The 14,086-nt window shown below is 64.3% G+C and carries 18 protein-coding genes; 9 read left to right on the forward strand and 9 right to left on the reverse strand.

What is annotated here, in order from left to right; translation table 11 throughout:
* Nucleotides 1-13: 13 nt before the first annotated feature.
* Nucleotides 14-241: a hypothetical protein gene (locus HAP41_RS27040; protein ID WP_224580733.1), complete on the reverse strand. Its 228-nt coding sequence runs from the start codon at nt 239-241 to the stop codon at nt 14-16.
* A gap of 239 nt (nt 242-480) precedes the next feature.
* Entirely contained in the window at nt 481-2,403 is a 1,923-nt protein-coding gene (locus HAP41_RS27045) for an FAD-binding monooxygenase (RefSeq protein ID WP_166096362.1), read from the reverse strand.
* 102 nt (nt 2,404-2,505) lie between these two features.
* Here HAP41_RS27045 and HAP41_RS27050 point away from each other — a divergent pair, with 102 nt between their 5' ends.
* Both HAP41_RS27050 and HAP41_RS27055 read left to right on the forward strand, forming a co-directional pair.
* The gene (locus HAP41_RS27050) at nt 2,506-2,970 is read left to right on the forward strand and encodes a MarR family winged helix-turn-helix transcriptional regulator (RefSeq protein ID WP_063986404.1); all 465 of its coding nucleotides are present in this window, start codon (nt 2,506-2,508) and stop codon (nt 2,968-2,970) included.
* Nucleotides 2,971-3,091: 121 nt separating this feature from the next.
* Nucleotides 3,092-3,523: a COG4315 family predicted lipoprotein gene (locus tag HAP41_RS27055; RefSeq protein ID WP_063983587.1), complete on the forward strand. Its 432-nt coding sequence runs from the start codon at nt 3,092-3,094 to the stop codon at nt 3,521-3,523.
* 60 nt (nt 3,524-3,583) lie between these two features.
* On the opposite strand, the gene HAP41_RS27060 is transcribed toward HAP41_RS27055, so the two are convergent.
* Entirely contained in the window at nt 3,584-4,201 is a 618-nt protein-coding gene (locus tag HAP41_RS27060; protein WP_166105773.1) for a L,D-transpeptidase, read from the reverse strand.
* Between the two features lie 310 nt (nt 4,202-4,511).
* Here HAP41_RS27060 and HAP41_RS27065 point away from each other — a divergent pair, with 310 nt between their 5' ends.
* Nucleotides 4,512-5,546: a hypothetical protein gene (locus tag HAP41_RS27065; protein WP_166096361.1), complete on the forward strand. Its 1,035-nt coding sequence runs from the start codon at nt 4,512-4,514 to the stop codon at nt 5,544-5,546.
* 377 nt (nt 5,547-5,923) lie between these two features.
* Nucleotides 5,924-6,154: a DUF6894 family protein gene (locus tag HAP41_RS27070; RefSeq protein ID WP_027530842.1), complete on the forward strand. Its 231-nt coding sequence runs from the start codon at nt 5,924-5,926 to the stop codon at nt 6,152-6,154.
* 96 nt (nt 6,155-6,250) lie between these two features.
* Here the strand turns inward: HAP41_RS27070 and HAP41_RS27075 are convergent, their stop codons facing one another.
* The gene (locus HAP41_RS27075) at nt 6,251-7,033 is read right to left on the reverse strand and encodes an SDR family NAD(P)-dependent oxidoreductase (RefSeq protein ID WP_166096360.1); all 783 of its coding nucleotides are present in this window, start codon (nt 7,031-7,033) and stop codon (nt 6,251-6,253) included.
* A gap of 129 nt (nt 7,034-7,162) precedes the next feature.
* Between HAP41_RS27075 and HAP41_RS27080 the strand changes: the two genes are divergently transcribed.
* Both HAP41_RS27080 and HAP41_RS27085 read left to right on the forward strand, forming a co-directional pair.
* Complete coding sequence (locus HAP41_RS27080) at nt 7,163-7,552, forward strand: hypothetical protein (protein ID WP_063983589.1); 390 nt, start codon at nt 7,163-7,165, stop codon at nt 7,550-7,552.
* Between the two features lie 108 nt (nt 7,553-7,660).
* Nucleotides 7,661-7,909 carry a hypothetical protein gene (locus tag HAP41_RS27085; RefSeq protein WP_085399032.1) on the forward strand — a complete coding sequence of 83 codons (249 nt, stop codon included), beginning with the start codon at nt 7,661-7,663 and terminating at the stop codon, nt 7,907-7,909.
* Nucleotides 7,910-7,925: 16 nt separating this feature from the next.
* On the opposite strand, the gene HAP41_RS27090 is transcribed toward HAP41_RS27085, so the two are convergent.
* The 4 genes from HAP41_RS27090 to minC all read right to left on the reverse strand — a co-directional run bounded on the left by HAP41_RS27090 (nt 7,926) and on the right by minC (nt 10,137).
* Nucleotides 7,926-8,111 (reverse strand): hypothetical protein, encoded by a 186-nt coding sequence (locus HAP41_RS27090; protein ID WP_028161169.1) that lies wholly within the window; start codon nt 8,109-8,111, stop codon nt 7,926-7,928.
* A gap of 212 nt (nt 8,112-8,323) precedes the next feature.
* Entirely contained in the window at nt 8,324-8,605 is a 282-nt protein-coding gene (gene minE, locus HAP41_RS27095; protein WP_063983590.1) for a cell division topological specificity factor MinE, read from the reverse strand.
* Entirely contained in the window at nt 8,602-9,417 is an 816-nt protein-coding gene (gene minD / locus HAP41_RS27100; RefSeq protein WP_063983591.1) for a septum site-determining protein MinD, read from the reverse strand. Before minD ends, minE begins: the two co-directional genes overlap by 4 nt.
* Nucleotides 9,418-9,438: 21 nt before the next feature.
* Nucleotides 9,439-10,137, reverse strand: a complete 699-nt coding sequence (gene minC / locus HAP41_RS27105) for a septum site-determining protein MinC (protein ID WP_063983592.1) — start codon at nt 10,135-10,137, stop codon at nt 9,439-9,441.
* A 370-nt stretch (nt 10,138-10,507) separates the two neighbouring features.
* Here minC and panB point away from each other — a divergent pair, with 370 nt between their 5' ends.
* Entirely contained in the window at nt 10,508-11,329 is an 822-nt protein-coding gene (gene panB / locus HAP41_RS27110; protein WP_166105770.1) for a 3-methyl-2-oxobutanoate hydroxymethyltransferase, read from the forward strand.
* Between the two features lie 118 nt (nt 11,330-11,447).
* Here panB and HAP41_RS27115 read toward each other — a convergent pair whose 3' ends face one another.
* Nucleotides 11,448-12,464, reverse strand: coding sequence for an ABC transporter substrate-binding protein (locus HAP41_RS27115; protein WP_166096359.1), 1,017 nt, complete (start codon nt 12,462-12,464; stop codon nt 11,448-11,450).
* 99 nt (nt 12,465-12,563) lie between these two features.
* Here HAP41_RS27115 and HAP41_RS27120 point away from each other — a divergent pair, with 99 nt between their 5' ends.
* Complete coding sequence (locus tag HAP41_RS27120) at nt 12,564-13,211, forward strand: TetR/AcrR family transcriptional regulator (protein ID WP_063983595.1); 648 nt, start codon at nt 12,564-12,566, stop codon at nt 13,209-13,211.
* An 83-nt stretch (nt 13,212-13,294) separates the two neighbouring features.
* The gene (locus HAP41_RS27125) at nt 13,295-14,065 is read left to right on the forward strand and encodes an ABC transporter permease (protein WP_166096358.1); all 771 of its coding nucleotides are present in this window, start codon (nt 13,295-13,297) and stop codon (nt 14,063-14,065) included.
* Nucleotides 14,066-14,086: the final 21 nt, after the last annotated feature.

Below are 14,086 nucleotides of genomic sequence, written 5' to 3' on the forward strand. Positions count from 1 at the left end.
TATCGCGATCCGCTTAGTGGACGCGAATGATATGGGGACGCCCGAGATCGATCAGCCCCTGCACCGCCGAGAGACGGTCGTCCAGCGCTGCGATGGTCAGCAACAGGTTGTTGCGGCGCTCGTCGAGCATGCCCATCTCGGCACCGGTGAGCTTCGTGCTCGTCCGCTCCTTGTGAATCCCGTCGAGGGATTTGCGCAGCCCGGCGATCAGGCTGGACAGTTGTTTGGCCTCCTTGGTCATCGACCGCTTCGCGACATTTTGGCGGCGCGTCTCCGCCTGGCTCTGTCTCATCGTCATCCTCCCGTTGCCCCGCTGCCCCGAGTGGATGCTTACAGCTTTGAGTACACATATTACGATCGATGAAATCTGCCCGCGAAGAACTTTCTTAAATTGGACAAGCCGGGAACCTGACTCGAACCAAACGGAAAGCCCGGCGCGAGGACCGGGCTTTCGTTGGCAACGCCAGGGCTGTTTGAGCGTCAGCTCGCTTGCAGCATGAACGCGTCGAAGTACGCCGCGAGCGCAGAAAAAGCGTCGATCGGAAGAACCTGCGCGACATATTGGTCGGGGCGCACCACGACGATGCAGCCAGCCCTCCGATCGATACCGCGCATGGTGAAAACGTCCTGGCCGCTCTTGAGGTCCGGACAGAACATCTTCTCGTAGTCGATCAAGCCGTGTCGCCCCTTGCGCGGCAGCAGCAGCGCCGGCATCGCCTCCACGGCGAGCGCGCGATGATCCTGCTGGAAGACGGCACGCAGGTCGATCACGCTGTCGATGTCGGCTCCAGCGGGCGTATGGCGACGGACCGGCGATTCACGGGCCTCTGCGAGAAAATCACACAGCGCGCGGATCGCCGATCCCGCGGCGGCGGGATCCTCCGCGGGCGAAAACGCGTAGACGCGGAAGCGGCCATCGGCCTGCGCGGCATGGCCGAGATGCACCGGCTTGGCGTCCGCAAGCCGGATCACCGGCGCGGAATGGAAGCGCGTGCCGATGACGAGGCCTTCGGCAAGATGCTGGTGTGATGTCGCGCCAGTGAGGGGCGACGGCCGGTAATGCGTCGCCGTGCCCGCGGTATAGCGCCCGTGCCTGACGAAATAGTCCTGCGTCCTGGCCGCATCGGCACCACCGGCCTTGGCGGCGGAGGCGAGAATGCCCGCCCATTCGCGGTCGAAATCGATCAGCTCCTTCGCCACCGCCTGGCGCTCGGCCGAATAGGAATGCAAGAGGCCCGGTGCACACTGCCCCCGGAGGACGGCGGCGAGCTTCCAGCCGAGATTGAAAGCGTCCTGCATCGAGACGTTCATGCCCTGCCCCGCCTTCGGGCTGTGGGTATGGCAGGCATCGCCGGCGATGAAGATGCGCGGGAGGCGCGAGGCGATCTCGGCCTCCGGAACGTCGTCGAACTTGTCGGTCAGGCGCTGGCCGATCTCGTAGACCGACCACCAGGCGATCTCCTTCACATCCAACGTGTGCGGCTTCAGGATCCGCCGCGCTTTCGCGATCACGTCATCGGCGGTGATGTTTCGATTGGCGACGCGCTCGCCGACATCGAGCTTTGCGAGCTCGACATAGAGGCGGACCATGTAGCCGCCTTCGCGCGGAATGATCAGCAGGCTGCCGTCCTTCGCCGACTGGATCAGGGCCTTGAAGCGGATGTCGGGAAAATCGGTCACCGCCAGCACGTCCATCACGCCCCAGGCGTGGTTGGCGGAATCGCCATGCAGTTCGCGGCCGATCGATTTGCGCACCGTGCTGCGCGCGCCGTCGCAGCCGACGACGTAGCGCGCCCTGATCGTCTCCACCTTCCCCTCATTGCCGGCATCGCCTCGCTCGAGCCGCACCGTCACGGCATGGTCGGCGGGACCTGCCGCCGGATCGACCTCGAGGTCGAGCAGGCGCCGGTTGTAATAGGGCTCGAGCTTGGCCGGCGAATTGCGCATGACATCGAGAAAGCCGTCATGGATGCGCGCCTGGTTGAGGATGACATGCGGGAATTCAGACAGCCCGTCCTCGACATCCTGCACACGCCCGCTGCGGACGATCGTCTCGGGCTTCCGTTCGTCCGGCTTCCAGAACGTGGTCTCGTTAACCCAATAGGCTTCCTTCAGCACGCGCGCGCTAAACCCATAGGCGTGGAACATCTCCATGGTGCGGCAGGCGATGCCGTCGGCCTGCCCGACCAGCAATTGGCCCGGCTTCTGCTCGACAATGCAGGTCTTGATGTCGCCGAACTGCGCAAGCTGGGCCGCGAGCGTCAGGCCCGCAGGGCCGCAGCCGACGATGAGGACATCGACCTCTTCAGGCACGACCCCGGCTGCGCCCGAAGCCAGAATGCGTTCGGCGGGATCGGCGATTTCAGGATCGCCCGGCTGAAATCCATTGAGATGGAATTGCATGAGCACCTCTCCCGTCAACGTCTTCTTCGATATTGCTCAGTATGCTGACTATCAGTATACTTGTCAACGATCCGCGCCTTCCCTGCCGCAACGGAGAATTCGGTGAAAGACAACAACGACATGCCCGGGCATCTGGCGCGCCGGTTCCAGCAGATCGCGGTGGCGGTGTTTCTGGCCGAGGTTGGGGAAGCCGGTTTCGACCTGACGCCGGTGCAATACGCGGCACTTGCGACCATCAAGGGCAATCCGGGGCTCGACCAGGTGACGCTGGCAGGATTGATCGCCTACGACCGCACCACCATCACCGGCGTCATCGACCGCCTCGTCCAGAAAGGCCTTGCCGAGCGCCGCGCCTCCAGCCGCGACCGCCGCGCCCGCGAGCTTGAGATCACCGACGAGGGCCGACGCACGCTGCGCAAGATCACGCCGGCCGTGGAGTCCGCCCAGCGCGTCATGCTGCGCGGCCTCAGCGCGAAGGAAGGTGAAGAGCTAATGCGGCTGCTGCGCAAGGCCATTGCCGCCGGCAACGAGCTCAGCCGCGCCCCGCTGCGCGAGCTGGAGGCATGAACCCCGTATTTCTATCCGTAATTGTCGCAGTGCCGCGAAACCAGGAACTAACCTTCGGCTGCTACGGTCGGCAATATTCGGCGTTTAACGCGCGATTTACTTTGCCGCCCGGGAGTTTCGGATGTTCAGGTTCCTCATTGCGGCGACGGCCATCGCGCTCTCGGCCGGTCCTGCGCTTGCCAACGGCCATGGCGGCGGCGACCCTGCTCCGCCGAAGCCCGAGGCCACGACCGCACCGGCGAAGGTGGTCCTGACCAAGCAGGGTCCCACGCTCGTCGACCTCAAGGGCATGACGCTCTACACTTACGAGCGCGACACCACCGGCAAGACGTCGAACTGCAACGGCAAGTGCACCGAGAGCTGGGTACCGTTATCCGCTACGGTCGACGCCAAGCCCATCGGCGACTTCACCGTGATCAGTCGCAACGACGGAAGCAAGATGTGGGCGTACCGCTATCGTCCGCTCTACACCTCGCCGGCCGACAAGGCGCCAGGCGACGCCAACGGCAATGCCACGACGTTGCAATGGCGCGTCGCCCGGCCTGAGAACTAGGTCTCAACCCTGCCCACGACGAAAGTCTCGTGAGCAGTGGAATGACCGATCGCACTGCGCCTACCCGCGCCAGCTAGACCCCGCGTCGACCCGTGCATTCTGCCCGGGCGGCAACACCACCACCGTGGCATTCAGCTTCACCCGGTCGAACAGATCGATCACGTCCTCGTTGCGCATCCGAATGCAGCCGGACGAGATCGCCTGCCCGATATATTCCGGCTGGTTGGTGCCGTGGATACGGTAGAGCGTGTCCTTGTTGCCGAGGTAGAGATAGATGCCCCGCGCGCCCAGCGGATTGGCGGGGCCACCGGCGACGCGCGCCGGATACGGTCCTAGCCGCGCCTGGATCTCCGCTGTCGGAACCCAGTCGGGCCATTCCGCCAGACGGCCAACGCGCGCGACGCCGGAGAAGGCCATGGCTTCCTCGCCGACCGCGACGCCGTAGCGGATCGCCTTGCCTTCGGGCAGCACGAAATAGAGGTAGCGCGCATCGGTATCGACCAGGATCGTGCCCGGCTGCTCCTTGCGCGGGTAGTCGACGATATGACGGAGATATTGCTCAGGCACGTTCGCCTGCGCGTAGGGCGTGTGCGCAAGCAACTGCCGGTCGCGCGGCGTCATGCTCGCATCCGTCGATGGAGAAAGCGTCGTCTGCATGCAGCCGGCGAGCGGAAGCATGGCCATGACGAACAATACGATTAGAGATTTTGGCACCACCGGCCCCCCGATAGCGGATAGCAGCGCCCCCAGCCCCACTACATGCTGCCCAAATCGTGCTGAAAAAAAGGCAGTGGCCTGGTTCCATCACCACAAACGGCGGAGAAGCGTCGCACAGTCTCCATCCCCTCGCCTTGCTTTGGTCAAACCCGGCTGGACTCGTGGGTCATCGTGCTGACTCATCGGATTTGGGATGGGTTCACCTCGACAGATCGGCTCGCGCCAATGCGGACGCCCATACATTAAACACTCGGACTTCAAAGGAGCTGCGATGCTCGCGACGCTGAACTCTAGGCAAATCGTCGATGAGATCGTGAAGGACACGGTCAAGGACAACGATCCGCACGACGCCGTTGAGATTTCACCCGACATGGTGCTGGCTTCGCGCCCCATCAGTGGTGCGCCCGCGTTGGCCCCTGAGATCGCGACCCGGCCGGAGCCGAAAATAGATCCGAAGTTCGCGCCGGAGCCCACCATCAATCCGGAGCCGAAATTCAGTCCCGTCCTGGAGCCGCAGACGACAGCGCCCTCGGTCGACACCGCCGTGCGCGTCGCCGCCAGCGATGGTCGCAACCGGCAGAAGCGATCCTCCGCCGGCAAATGGCTGCGCGGCGCGTTCGTCATGATCTTGTTTGCGGGCGGTAGCGCGGCCGCCACTGTCGCCTGGGAGAAACATGGCGACACGGCCAGGCAGATGCTCGCCGAATGGACACCTGCATTGACTGCGTTGACCTCGCTGCTGCCTTCGACATCGCGAACGGCGGCACCGGTGACCGCCGCGCCGGTCACCGCCGCACAACCCGCGCCGCCCGCGGAGCCAGTCGCAACGGATCAAGCGGCGGATCAAGCTGCTCAACCTGCGACGCCGCCTCCGGTTCAGGTTGCAGCAGCAGCACCGGTCGCAACGCAGCCCGATCCCGCGCAGTCGGTCCAATCGATGACGCGCGATCTCGCAGCGATGGCGCAGCAGATCGAAGCGCTCAAGGCCAACATTGCCGAGCTGAAGGCCGGGCAGGAGCAGATGGCGCGCGAGATGGCAAAACCACCCGCGCCAAAGCCGGTGGCTGAGGCCAAGCCGGTCGATCCGCGCGCGCGCGTGTCCACGCTCCCGCCGCGATCTCCGGCGCCTCCGGTTCGCAAGCCGAAGCCGGTCGTGTCGCAAACCTACATGCCGGCCTATTCGCCCGCGCCGCCTGCACCTTCGCAGGCTGCCGCGGTCGCGCCGACGGCAGCACCGGTCGCCACGACGCAAGCCGTTGCTGATGACGACGGACCTGTCGTGCGTCCGCCGATGCCGCTGCGCTAGATCAGGCGCCGACGCAGCGTCGCTGTCGCGACGTCGTCCAAGCTGTCCGAGTCGATGCGACGCGTTGAGTCCGGGCAATTACGGAGACCGATATTTCGATCGTCTTCCGTCAAGAGAAAAGGCCGTCGGGATTTATGCCGCCGGCCTTCTCTTGCCGCTGCCGGTTCCCGGAGCCCGGTTCTGCTGCAATTTCATGCCTTATGATCACGTCGACATATTTAATAAAATCTTAACGCCCGCGATTGCTGCACATGATTTCTGCGCCATAAGCACAGAGATTGCGCGACCTGTTCATTCGAAAATATCGACTCAGTGGTATCGTCGGGGATGTGTTGAGACTTCCACTGAAGCTCACGTCGTCACACCGGGGAAATCGAATGCCCTACTATTCCTTCGATCTCGTGGTTGGTGAAGAGTTCAAGAACCAGGGTGGAATCATCCTCGAAGACATCGAGGTCGCTTCCGATCGCGCCGTTCAATTGGCTACCGAGCTGTCGCAGGTGAAGCCGGAGCTGCAACGGAAGGGTTGCGCGGTGCGCGTCACCGATCGCGATCACAACGAGGTCTATCGCACGCCGCTCGATCCCGTGCCGGCCTGGCGACGCTAGGCCACAGCGTTTTCGAGCGATTTGGAAACCGGTTCGCGCAAAAGGCGCGTCGAACCGTGACTCAAAAGCATCGTTCCGAGTCATCGGAACGGGGCCTTAGTCGTCCAGCTCCGGCGGCTCGAACCAGTTCGTCAGCGACAATCCGCCGTCGACGACGAAGGCTGCGCCGGTGACGTAACCCGAGAGCTTGTTCGACAGCACCGCAAGCGCCATCGGCGCGAGGTCCTTGGCCTCGCCGAGACGCCCGAGCGGAATGTGCTTCGCCAGCGAGGCGTCGGCAACGAACCCGCCCGCTGCGATCGCGCCGGGCACCAGCGCGTTGACGCGGATGTCGTGACGCCCGAGCGTCTTCGCGAGTTCCTTCACCAGCATCGCCATCCCCGCCTTCGCCGTCGAATAATGCGGCAAGTTGCGCGGCGTGCCCGCGTGCAGCGAGGTGAGAAACAGGAACGAGCCGGGCCGTTTCGCCGCGATCAGCCGCTTTGCCAGCCCGCGCGCCAGATGGAATCCGGCATCGAGATTGACGGCATGCATCTCCTGCCAGGTCTTGCGGTCGACCGCGAACGCATGATCGGCCTCCCGCCGCGGCGGCGATGCGCTGTGCACGAAATGCGAGACCTCGCCGAGCGCCTCTGCGGCGGCCAGCAGGGCATCGCAAGCGTCTGACCTGGCGAGATCGCCGACCCACGGCACCGCCAGTTCAGGCCTGCCGCTCGCGCTGATCGCCGCATTCACCCGTTCCAGGCTCATATCGGCGAAGACGGTCCGAACGCCTTCGCCGACCAGCGCCTGCGCAATCGCGCGGCCGATGCCGTTGCCTGCGCCGGTGACGAGCGCCGTGTCGCGTGCGGGGTCGAACGGCGTGCTCAACAGGCTCATGTCGCTCTCCGTGGCCAGGACGGGGTGACGATAGCGCACCGCACCGGGGAGCGACAAATACGTCCCGGCACCATTGCGGAGTGGCTTGCCGGACGCTAGCCTCCCAAAAAAACGGAGGAGATACCAAGGATGCGCACCGGTTTCCTGATCGCAGGTCTGTTACTGCTCGCCGCGCCGGCCCAAGCGGCGGACCGTGCACGCTCGACCTATGTGACGATGGTCTTGCAGGCCTTCGCCGCCAAGGTGGAATGTCCGAACACCGATCTCGTCTATCAGGACCTCGTGCAGAAGGCGCAGCAGATGCAGCTGCCGGACGGCACCACCGAGAAGGTGCGCAAGGCGATCGCCTGGATGCACACCGGCGGCAAGATGGGCGAGAAGCAGGACGACGATTTGATGGCCGAGGTCGCGGTCGCGACGCAGGCGACCGACATGGACCAGCGCCGCCTCGGCATGCCGGGCTGGTGCGAGGCCCAGAAGACCAACCTCGCCGGCCTGATCCGCAGCAAGGGCGGCTAGGCGCTCTCGCGGCGTTAAGCACACCGCGGCGGAACCGTCGCGGCGGCTAACTATCGTCATAATCCTCGACACCATGCGGCCTCTTCGAATTCGAACAGGAGAGCCCACATGCGGAGTATCCATTTCGTTTTCGCCGGCGCATTTGCGGCCGCCACGGTGCTGACCGCGCCCGCCCTGGCGAAGAACTCCGATGCCCAGAAAGGCGAGGAAAAATCCACCTCGTCATCCTGCAGTGCTTACCAGCAGGCACCCGACGGCTCGTGGGAACCGCTGCCCTGCAAAGAGACAGGCGAGCGTCCCCAGCCGCAGACACAAAATCGCACTACGCAGCCGGGCGCCGACCGCGGGGAGCGCTGAGCGCGCTGGCCGCGGATCAGCTCTGGTGCGGGCCGCGGATGATCTTCATGGCGTCCTCGATGTGACGCCACTCCTTGGCCTCATCGGCCTCGCCGCGGCCCTCACAGGCCTGCGCCTGCTCGGCGGCCTTCGCAATCGCAGCGAAACCATGTTTTTCCAGCATCTGGCGCGCGATGGTGTGGACCTGGATCTCGGATATCATGGGCGCTCTCCTGTTCAGGAAACCGCAGCGCCTGGCTTGGCGCTCCGCGGCCTCTGACAACGATTTCGCCGCAGGTCCCGTTCCGCCCACGACCGATCACATCGGCAGGCCTGGAATTTGACGTGACGAGCAAGCAAGACAAAGGCGGTCCGCTATGCCCAGCGGACCGCCTTCTCACCCACCCCAAATTTGCAGTGTACCGGCCAGATCCCCTACCCGACCGCCGCGCGCTTGCGCTCCAAATCGTTCGGCACCTCGATATCGACCTCCAGGGTCGATACCTCGTCGCCGCGCTCGAGCCGGACGATGACCTTGGTCGGGTCCAGCGTGACGTGCCTGGACACGACAGCAAGAATTTCCTCGCGCAGCACGCCGAGCAGATCGGGCTGGCCGCGCAATCCGCGTTCATGGGCAAGCAGGATCTGCAATCGCTCGCGAGCGACCGGGGCAGAGGCCTTCTTGCCGCGGAGAAGCCGAAGCAGACCCATGCTCATGCAGCCCTCCGTCGCAGCAGACGATCCATGAAGCGCCTGCGCTCGGCCGGAACCTGCATCGCCACGGTGTCGCCGCACAGCCGCCGCGCCGCGTCGATATAGGCCCGTGCGGGTGCACCGTCCACGTTCGACAGCGTCACCGGCGTGCCGACATTGGAGGCCTTCAACACGTCCTGGCTCTCGGGGATGATGCCGAGCAAGGGCGTTGCGAGGATTTCGAGGATGTCGTCGATGGTCAGCATCTCGCCGCGCGCGGCGCGCGAGGCATCGTAGCGGGTGATGAGAATGTGCTTCTGGACGTGCTCGCCCTTCTCGGCCCGCACCGTCTTGGAATCGAGCATGCCGATGATGCGGTCGGAATCGCGCACCGAGGAGACTTCCGGATTGGTGACGATCACGGCTTCATCCGCAAAGCGCATCGCCATGGAGGCGCCGCGCTCGATGCCGGCCGGGCTGTCGCAGATCACCCAGTCGAAGCGGTCGCGCAAATCGTCGATGACCTTGCCGACGCCCTCTTCCGTCAACGCGTCCTTGTCGCGGGTTTGCGAGGCCGGCAGCAGCCAGAGATTCTCCAGCCGCTTGTCGCGGATCAGCGCCTGCGGCAGCTTTGCGACACCCTGCACCACGTTGATGAGATCGAACACGACGCGGCGTTCGGCGCCCATGACGAGGTCGAGGTTGCGCAGGCCGACGTCGAAATCGACGACGACGACCTTGTCGCCGCGTTGCGCCAGCGCAGCCCCCAACGCGGCGGTCGTCGTGGTCTTGCCGACCCCGCCCTTGCCTGATGTCACGACCAGTACCTTACTCATCTGAAATGTCTCCTTTGCTGGTCAGTTCAGTGCTGTAATTCGCATGGTATTCCCCTGCAGCCAGGCCTGCGCCGGCTTGCCGCGCAAAGCGGCGTCGATGTCGTCCGCAGTCTGGTAAAATCCATCAATTGCAAGCAGTTCAGCCTCGATCTTCTGACAATAGATGCGGGCGCTCGTGTGCCCATTGACCCCCGCCATGGCACGGCCGCGGAGCGCGCCGTAGATGTGGATGGAACCGCCGGCGACGACTTCGGCGCCGGAGCCGACCGAGCCCAGAATGGTGACGTCGCCCTCCGGGAAGATCACGGTCTGGCCCGAGCGCACCGGGCTATCGAGCAGGAGCGAGGTCGGCTTGGTTACGGCCTTCGCCTCGGCCTTCTTCGGCGCGCTCGGCTCGACCACGCAGCTGCGCCCTCCCGAGAGCAGCGGCGGCATGGTCGGCGTCAGCCGGCCCTCCTCCACCCCCTCGATCCCGAGCACCCGGATGTTGCGATCCTGGAGGCTCGTGAGCAGATGGGCGATGCCGGACTGGCTGAGATCGACCGAGGACAGATCGATCACCACGGGCCGGCCGGCGAAGAAACCCGGCGAGCGCGCAATCGTGGCGTCGATCTCCTGCAGCCAGTCCTGGATCGGAACCGTCGGCACGAACACGAAGGCCACGTAGGAGCGCCCGCGCAGGCGAACCATTTGGCGTTGGACTTTTGCTGCAGCCTCCATAGCGGCCGACTCGATCCCTGTTATTGAATGGTTAACGATGCGGCGGATTTGGTTAACGGCGGGTTAATTTATCCTTGGGCACGTGGGGGTGTGGACGGGCTGGGCCTGCGGAAGGGCTTGGGCGAGCGCTTCCGCGCAACACACCGCTGTCATGCCCCGGCTTGACCGGGGCATCCAGTACGCCGCGGCTTATCCGCATCATGGCACGGCCTCTGGAATACTGGATCGCCCGCCTACGCGGGCGATGACACTGAGAATGTCGAGACAGTGGGCCCTCACGCCGTCCATTTTGATCGCGGGACCGATCATCCGGATTGACACGGTCATGGCATCTGGCTTCGATCCGCCTCCCCCGTGGACGGAGCCGATCATGTCAATTCAGTCTTCCATCAGGCGCAAGACCGCGCCGGACATCCGTGCACGCAAGCGGGGCGAACCGATCGTGATGCTGACGTCCTATCACGCGCATACGGCCGCACTGGTGGATCGGCATTGCGATGTCATTCTGGTCGGCGATTCCCTTGGCAACGTCATGCACGGCTTCGAGACGACGGTGCCTGTTACGCTCGATATGATGATCCTCCAGGGCGCCGCGGTGATGCGCGGCTCGAAGCAGGCGCTGGTCGTGGTCGATATGCCGTTCGGATCGTATGAAGCCTCCAGGGAGCAGGCGTTCGACTCCGCAGTACGGATATTGAAGGAAACGCAATGCGGCGCGGTGAAGCTTGAAGGCGGCGTTCGCATGGCGGAGACGATCGCATTCCTGTCCGGGCGCGGCATCCCGGTGATGGGTCATATTGGCCTCACGCCGCAATCCATCAACACGCTCGGTTCGTTTCGTGCCCAGGGGCGCAACGAGGTGGACTGGGGCCCGATCGAGGACGATGCGAAGGCCGTCGCCGATGCCGGTGCATTCTCGGTCGTCGTCGAAGCCGTGGCCGAACCGTTGGCGCGCAGGATTACCGAGACGATTGCGATCCCCACCATAGGCATCGGCGCGAGCGCTGCCTGCGACGGTCAGGTGCTCGTGCTCGAGGACATGCTCGGGCTGTCGCCACGAACCCCGAAATTCGTCCGGCGCTACGGCAATCTTGGTCCAGCCATCGAAGCGGCGATCGAAGGGTATGCCGCCGACGTGCGGTCACGCGCATTTCCCGGGCCCGAACACGTCTACGAGATGAAGAAGAGCTGAGGATAGCACCGTAGCCCGGATGGAGCGCAGCGAAATCCGGGACAGCGCATCCTCAGCGGCAGGTTTCCCGGATTGCGCTTCGCTCCATCCGGGCTACAAGCGGAAGCGTACGGGTGCCCTACTTCTTCACCTTGCTGGCATCCATCTTGACGGCGGGATCCAGCATCTTCGTCGTGAACGCCGTCGACACGTCGAACGGTTTCTCCATTCCGAGATAGGTCTGGACCAGCTCATAGTCCTTCTTCATCCGCTCGCCGTCGATCCAGCCGAGACCCTTGGTGGTCGTGAACTCGTCGGTCATCAAATACTTGATGCGCTCCCACTGGCGTTCCTGGTTCTCCTTGTCGAGACCGGAGACCTGGTCGAGCAGCGCCTTCAGGCACGGCGTGACGTCGGCGACGCAGGCCGCAAAGGCCTTCTGCGAGATGCGCACGAATTCCTCGACTAGCTTGGGATTCTTCTGCAGATAGGCGCCGTTGACGATCAGCGAATTGCCGTAGGGGTTGAGCCCGATGTCCTTCCAGTTGACGAAGCCGAGATCGGGCCCGAACTCGATCACCTTGAGATCGTGCTCGTTGTAGAAGTCGCTGATGATGTCGACGGTATGGCTCTTCAGCGCGGCGATCTTCGCGGTCGGCCCGATATTGACGAAGCTGACGGCATCAGGCGCGATGCCTGCGGCCTTGGCAAAAGCCGGCCACATCACGCGCGAGGCGTCGCCGGGCGGGTTGCCGATCTTGTGGCTCGGAAAATCCTTGACGCCATTCACGCCGTAGCTCTTCAGCCAATAAAACGTCTGGCCGGTGTTGGCGTAGATGCTCATCAGCGCGACGTCATCGGCGCCCTTGCTCTTGGCGACCAGCATGGTGGCGAGATCGGCGATGCCGAACGGCGAGCCGCCGGAGCCGACCTTGGCGGCGGAGACGCCGGAGCCCTTGCCGACCTCGATGGTGAGGTCGATGCCGGCCTTCTCGTACCAGCCCTGCGCCTTGGCGTAATAGAACGGCGAATGGTCGGCCGTCGGCGTCCAGTTCAGGATCAGGTTGACCGCCTCGCCCGCGCTCGCCGGCACCGCCGGCACGCCGAGCATCAGGGCCAAGGCCAAAGCCGAGCCCGCAGCCTGCAAACGCTTCATCGCATCCCTCCTCATTGCCGCGACCCGGCTTGTCGCTCTCCCCATGTGAGGATACCAATGCAACAAGCCGCCCTCGACTTGTCAACTGTCTGGTTGGAAATGCCCGCAAAACGTTCAGGCGACACCGTGCCGCAGCGGCGCGATCCCGTCGCCACCCGCAAGAAGCTGCTCACCGCGGCGCGCCTGGAGTTCGCCCGGCACGGCTTTGCCGGCGCCCGCGTCGACGAGATCGCGGAGCGCGCCGGCGTCAACAAGCAGCTCGTCTACCACTACTTCGGCGACAAGGACGCGCTCTATCTCGCTGTGCTCGAATGGGTCTACGCCGACATCCGCGAGCAGGAGCGCCAGCTCAACCTCGAAGGCCTGCCGCCGGAAAAGGCGATCCGGAAGCTGATCGAGGCCTCGTTCGATTACCTCGCAACAAACCCCGATTTTATCGTGCTCCTGAACGACGAGAACCGCGGTGGCGCCCGCCACGTCCGGGGCTCGACCCGGCTGGAGGCGATGCATTCGCCGCTGGTGAAGAGCGTCTCCCACATCCTCCACGAGGGCGTTCGCACCGGCGTGTTCCGCAAGGGGATCGATCCGATCCAGCTCTATATCTCCATCGCCGGCCTCAGCTATTTCTATCTCTCCAACACGCCGACGCTGTCGGCGATCTTCGGCAAGGACCTGTCGAGCCGGGCGGCAAGGCGCGCCCGCCGCAGGCATGTCGTGGACCTCTTGCTGCATTCGCTCCGGCCCTAATCAACCAACTGGTTGAAACTTTCCGCAAGGCCGGTTAGGCTGACGAACAGCGGCAAGGTGGCCGCAGTGACAGGGAGCAACCGGTGACCGGAGACGGCGCACGCACCTCGCGCAGCTTTGCGATCATCCTGATCGTGCATCTCGCCGTGCTCGTGCTCTGGCAGGTCGCGGTCGATGCCTTCCACGTGCCGAAATTCATCCTGCCCTCCCCGCTCGCGACGGTGCAGACGCTGGGCACCGCGAGCTATGCCTGGGGCGCCAACACGCTGGTCACGGCGATCGAGATCCTCGGCGGCTTCGCGCTCGGCGCGTTCGTCGGCGTCGCGCTGGCCGTGATCTTCAGCTGGGCACCGCTGCTGAGCCTCGTGCTGCTGCCGCTGTTCGTGACGATGAACATGATCCCGAAGGTCGCGCTCGGCCCGCTCTTCATCGTCTGGTTCTCCTACGGCATCGTGCCGAACATTTTGATCGCCTTCAGCATCTGCTTCTTCCCGATCCTCATGACCACCGCGCGCGGCCTGCGCGAGGTCGAGCCGGACCTGCTCGACCTCGTCAAATCGCTGCGGGGCTCGCGCTGGACGCTGTTCCGCAAGATCCAGTTGCCGGGATCGCTGCCTTACGTGTTCTCCGGCATGAAGGTCGGCGCCATCCTCGCGGTGGCCGGCGCCATCGTCGGCGAGTTCATCGCCTCCGAGCGCGGGCTCGGCTATCTCATGATCCAGGTTCAGTCGTCGCTCGACACGCCCGCGATGGTGATGGCCGTCGTGCTGCTGACCCTGCTCGGCGTCGCTCTCTACGGCCTGGTCCTCGCCCTCGAACGCAGGTTCGTGGTCGGCGATGCCAGGCAAACTTGAAACGGCAGAACTAACGACAAG

The sequence above is a fragment of the Bradyrhizobium barranii subsp. apii genome, from assembly GCF_011516635.5.
In the GTDB taxonomy this organism is placed as follows: domain Bacteria; phylum Pseudomonadota; class Alphaproteobacteria; order Rhizobiales; family Xanthobacteraceae; genus Bradyrhizobium; species Bradyrhizobium barranii.

What these genes read in the sequence shown, in the direction of transcription:
- HAP41_RS27040 (WP_224580733.1), bottom strand. Translation starts at nt 241, where the DNA reads ATGACCAAGGAGGCCAAACAACTGTCCAGCCTGATCGCCGGGCTGCGC.
- HAP41_RS27045 (WP_166096362.1), bottom strand. Translation starts at nt 2,403, where the DNA reads ATGCAATTCCATCTCAATGGATTTCAGCCGGGCGATCCTGAAATCGCC.
- HAP41_RS27055 (WP_063983587.1), top strand. Translation starts at nt 3,092, where the DNA reads ATGTTCAGGTTCCTCATTGCGGCGACGGCCATCGCGCTCTCGGCCGGT.
- HAP41_RS27060 (WP_166105773.1), bottom strand. Translation starts at nt 4,201, where the DNA reads ATGCTTCCGCTCGCCGGCTGCATGCAGACGACGCTTTCTCCATCGACG.
- HAP41_RS27065 (WP_166096361.1), top strand. Translation starts at nt 4,512, where the DNA reads ATGCTCGCGACGCTGAACTCTAGGCAAATCGTCGATGAGATCGTGAAG.
- HAP41_RS27070 (WP_027530842.1), top strand. Translation starts at nt 5,924, where the DNA reads ATGCCCTACTATTCCTTCGATCTCGTGGTTGGTGAAGAGTTCAAGAAC.
- HAP41_RS27075 (WP_166096360.1), bottom strand. Translation starts at nt 7,033, where the DNA reads ATGAGCCTGTTGAGCACGCCGTTCGACCCCGCACGCGACACGGCGCTC.
- HAP41_RS27080 (WP_063983589.1), top strand. Translation starts at nt 7,163, where the DNA reads ATGCGCACCGGTTTCCTGATCGCAGGTCTGTTACTGCTCGCCGCGCCG.
- HAP41_RS27085 (WP_085399032.1), top strand. Translation starts at nt 7,661, where the DNA reads ATGCGGAGTATCCATTTCGTTTTCGCCGGCGCATTTGCGGCCGCCACG.
- HAP41_RS27090 (WP_028161169.1), bottom strand. Translation starts at nt 8,111, where the DNA reads ATGATATCCGAGATCCAGGTCCACACCATCGCGCGCCAGATGCTGGAA.
- minE (WP_063983590.1), bottom strand. Translation starts at nt 8,605, where the DNA reads ATGAGCATGGGTCTGCTTCGGCTTCTCCGCGGCAAGAAGGCCTCTGCC.
- minD (WP_063983591.1), bottom strand. Translation starts at nt 9,417, where the DNA reads ATGAGTAAGGTACTGGTCGTGACATCAGGCAAGGGCGGGGTCGGCAAG.
- minC (WP_063983592.1), bottom strand. Translation starts at nt 10,137, where the DNA reads ATGGAGGCTGCAGCAAAAGTCCAACGCCAAATGGTTCGCCTGCGCGGG.
- panB (WP_166105770.1), top strand. Translation starts at nt 10,508, where the DNA reads ATGTCAATTCAGTCTTCCATCAGGCGCAAGACCGCGCCGGACATCCGT.
- HAP41_RS27115 (WP_166096359.1), bottom strand. Translation starts at nt 12,464, where the DNA reads ATGAAGCGTTTGCAGGCTGCGGGCTCGGCTTTGGCCTTGGCCCTGATG.
- HAP41_RS27120 (WP_063983595.1), top strand. Translation starts at nt 12,564, where the DNA reads ATGCCCGCAAAACGTTCAGGCGACACCGTGCCGCAGCGGCGCGATCCC.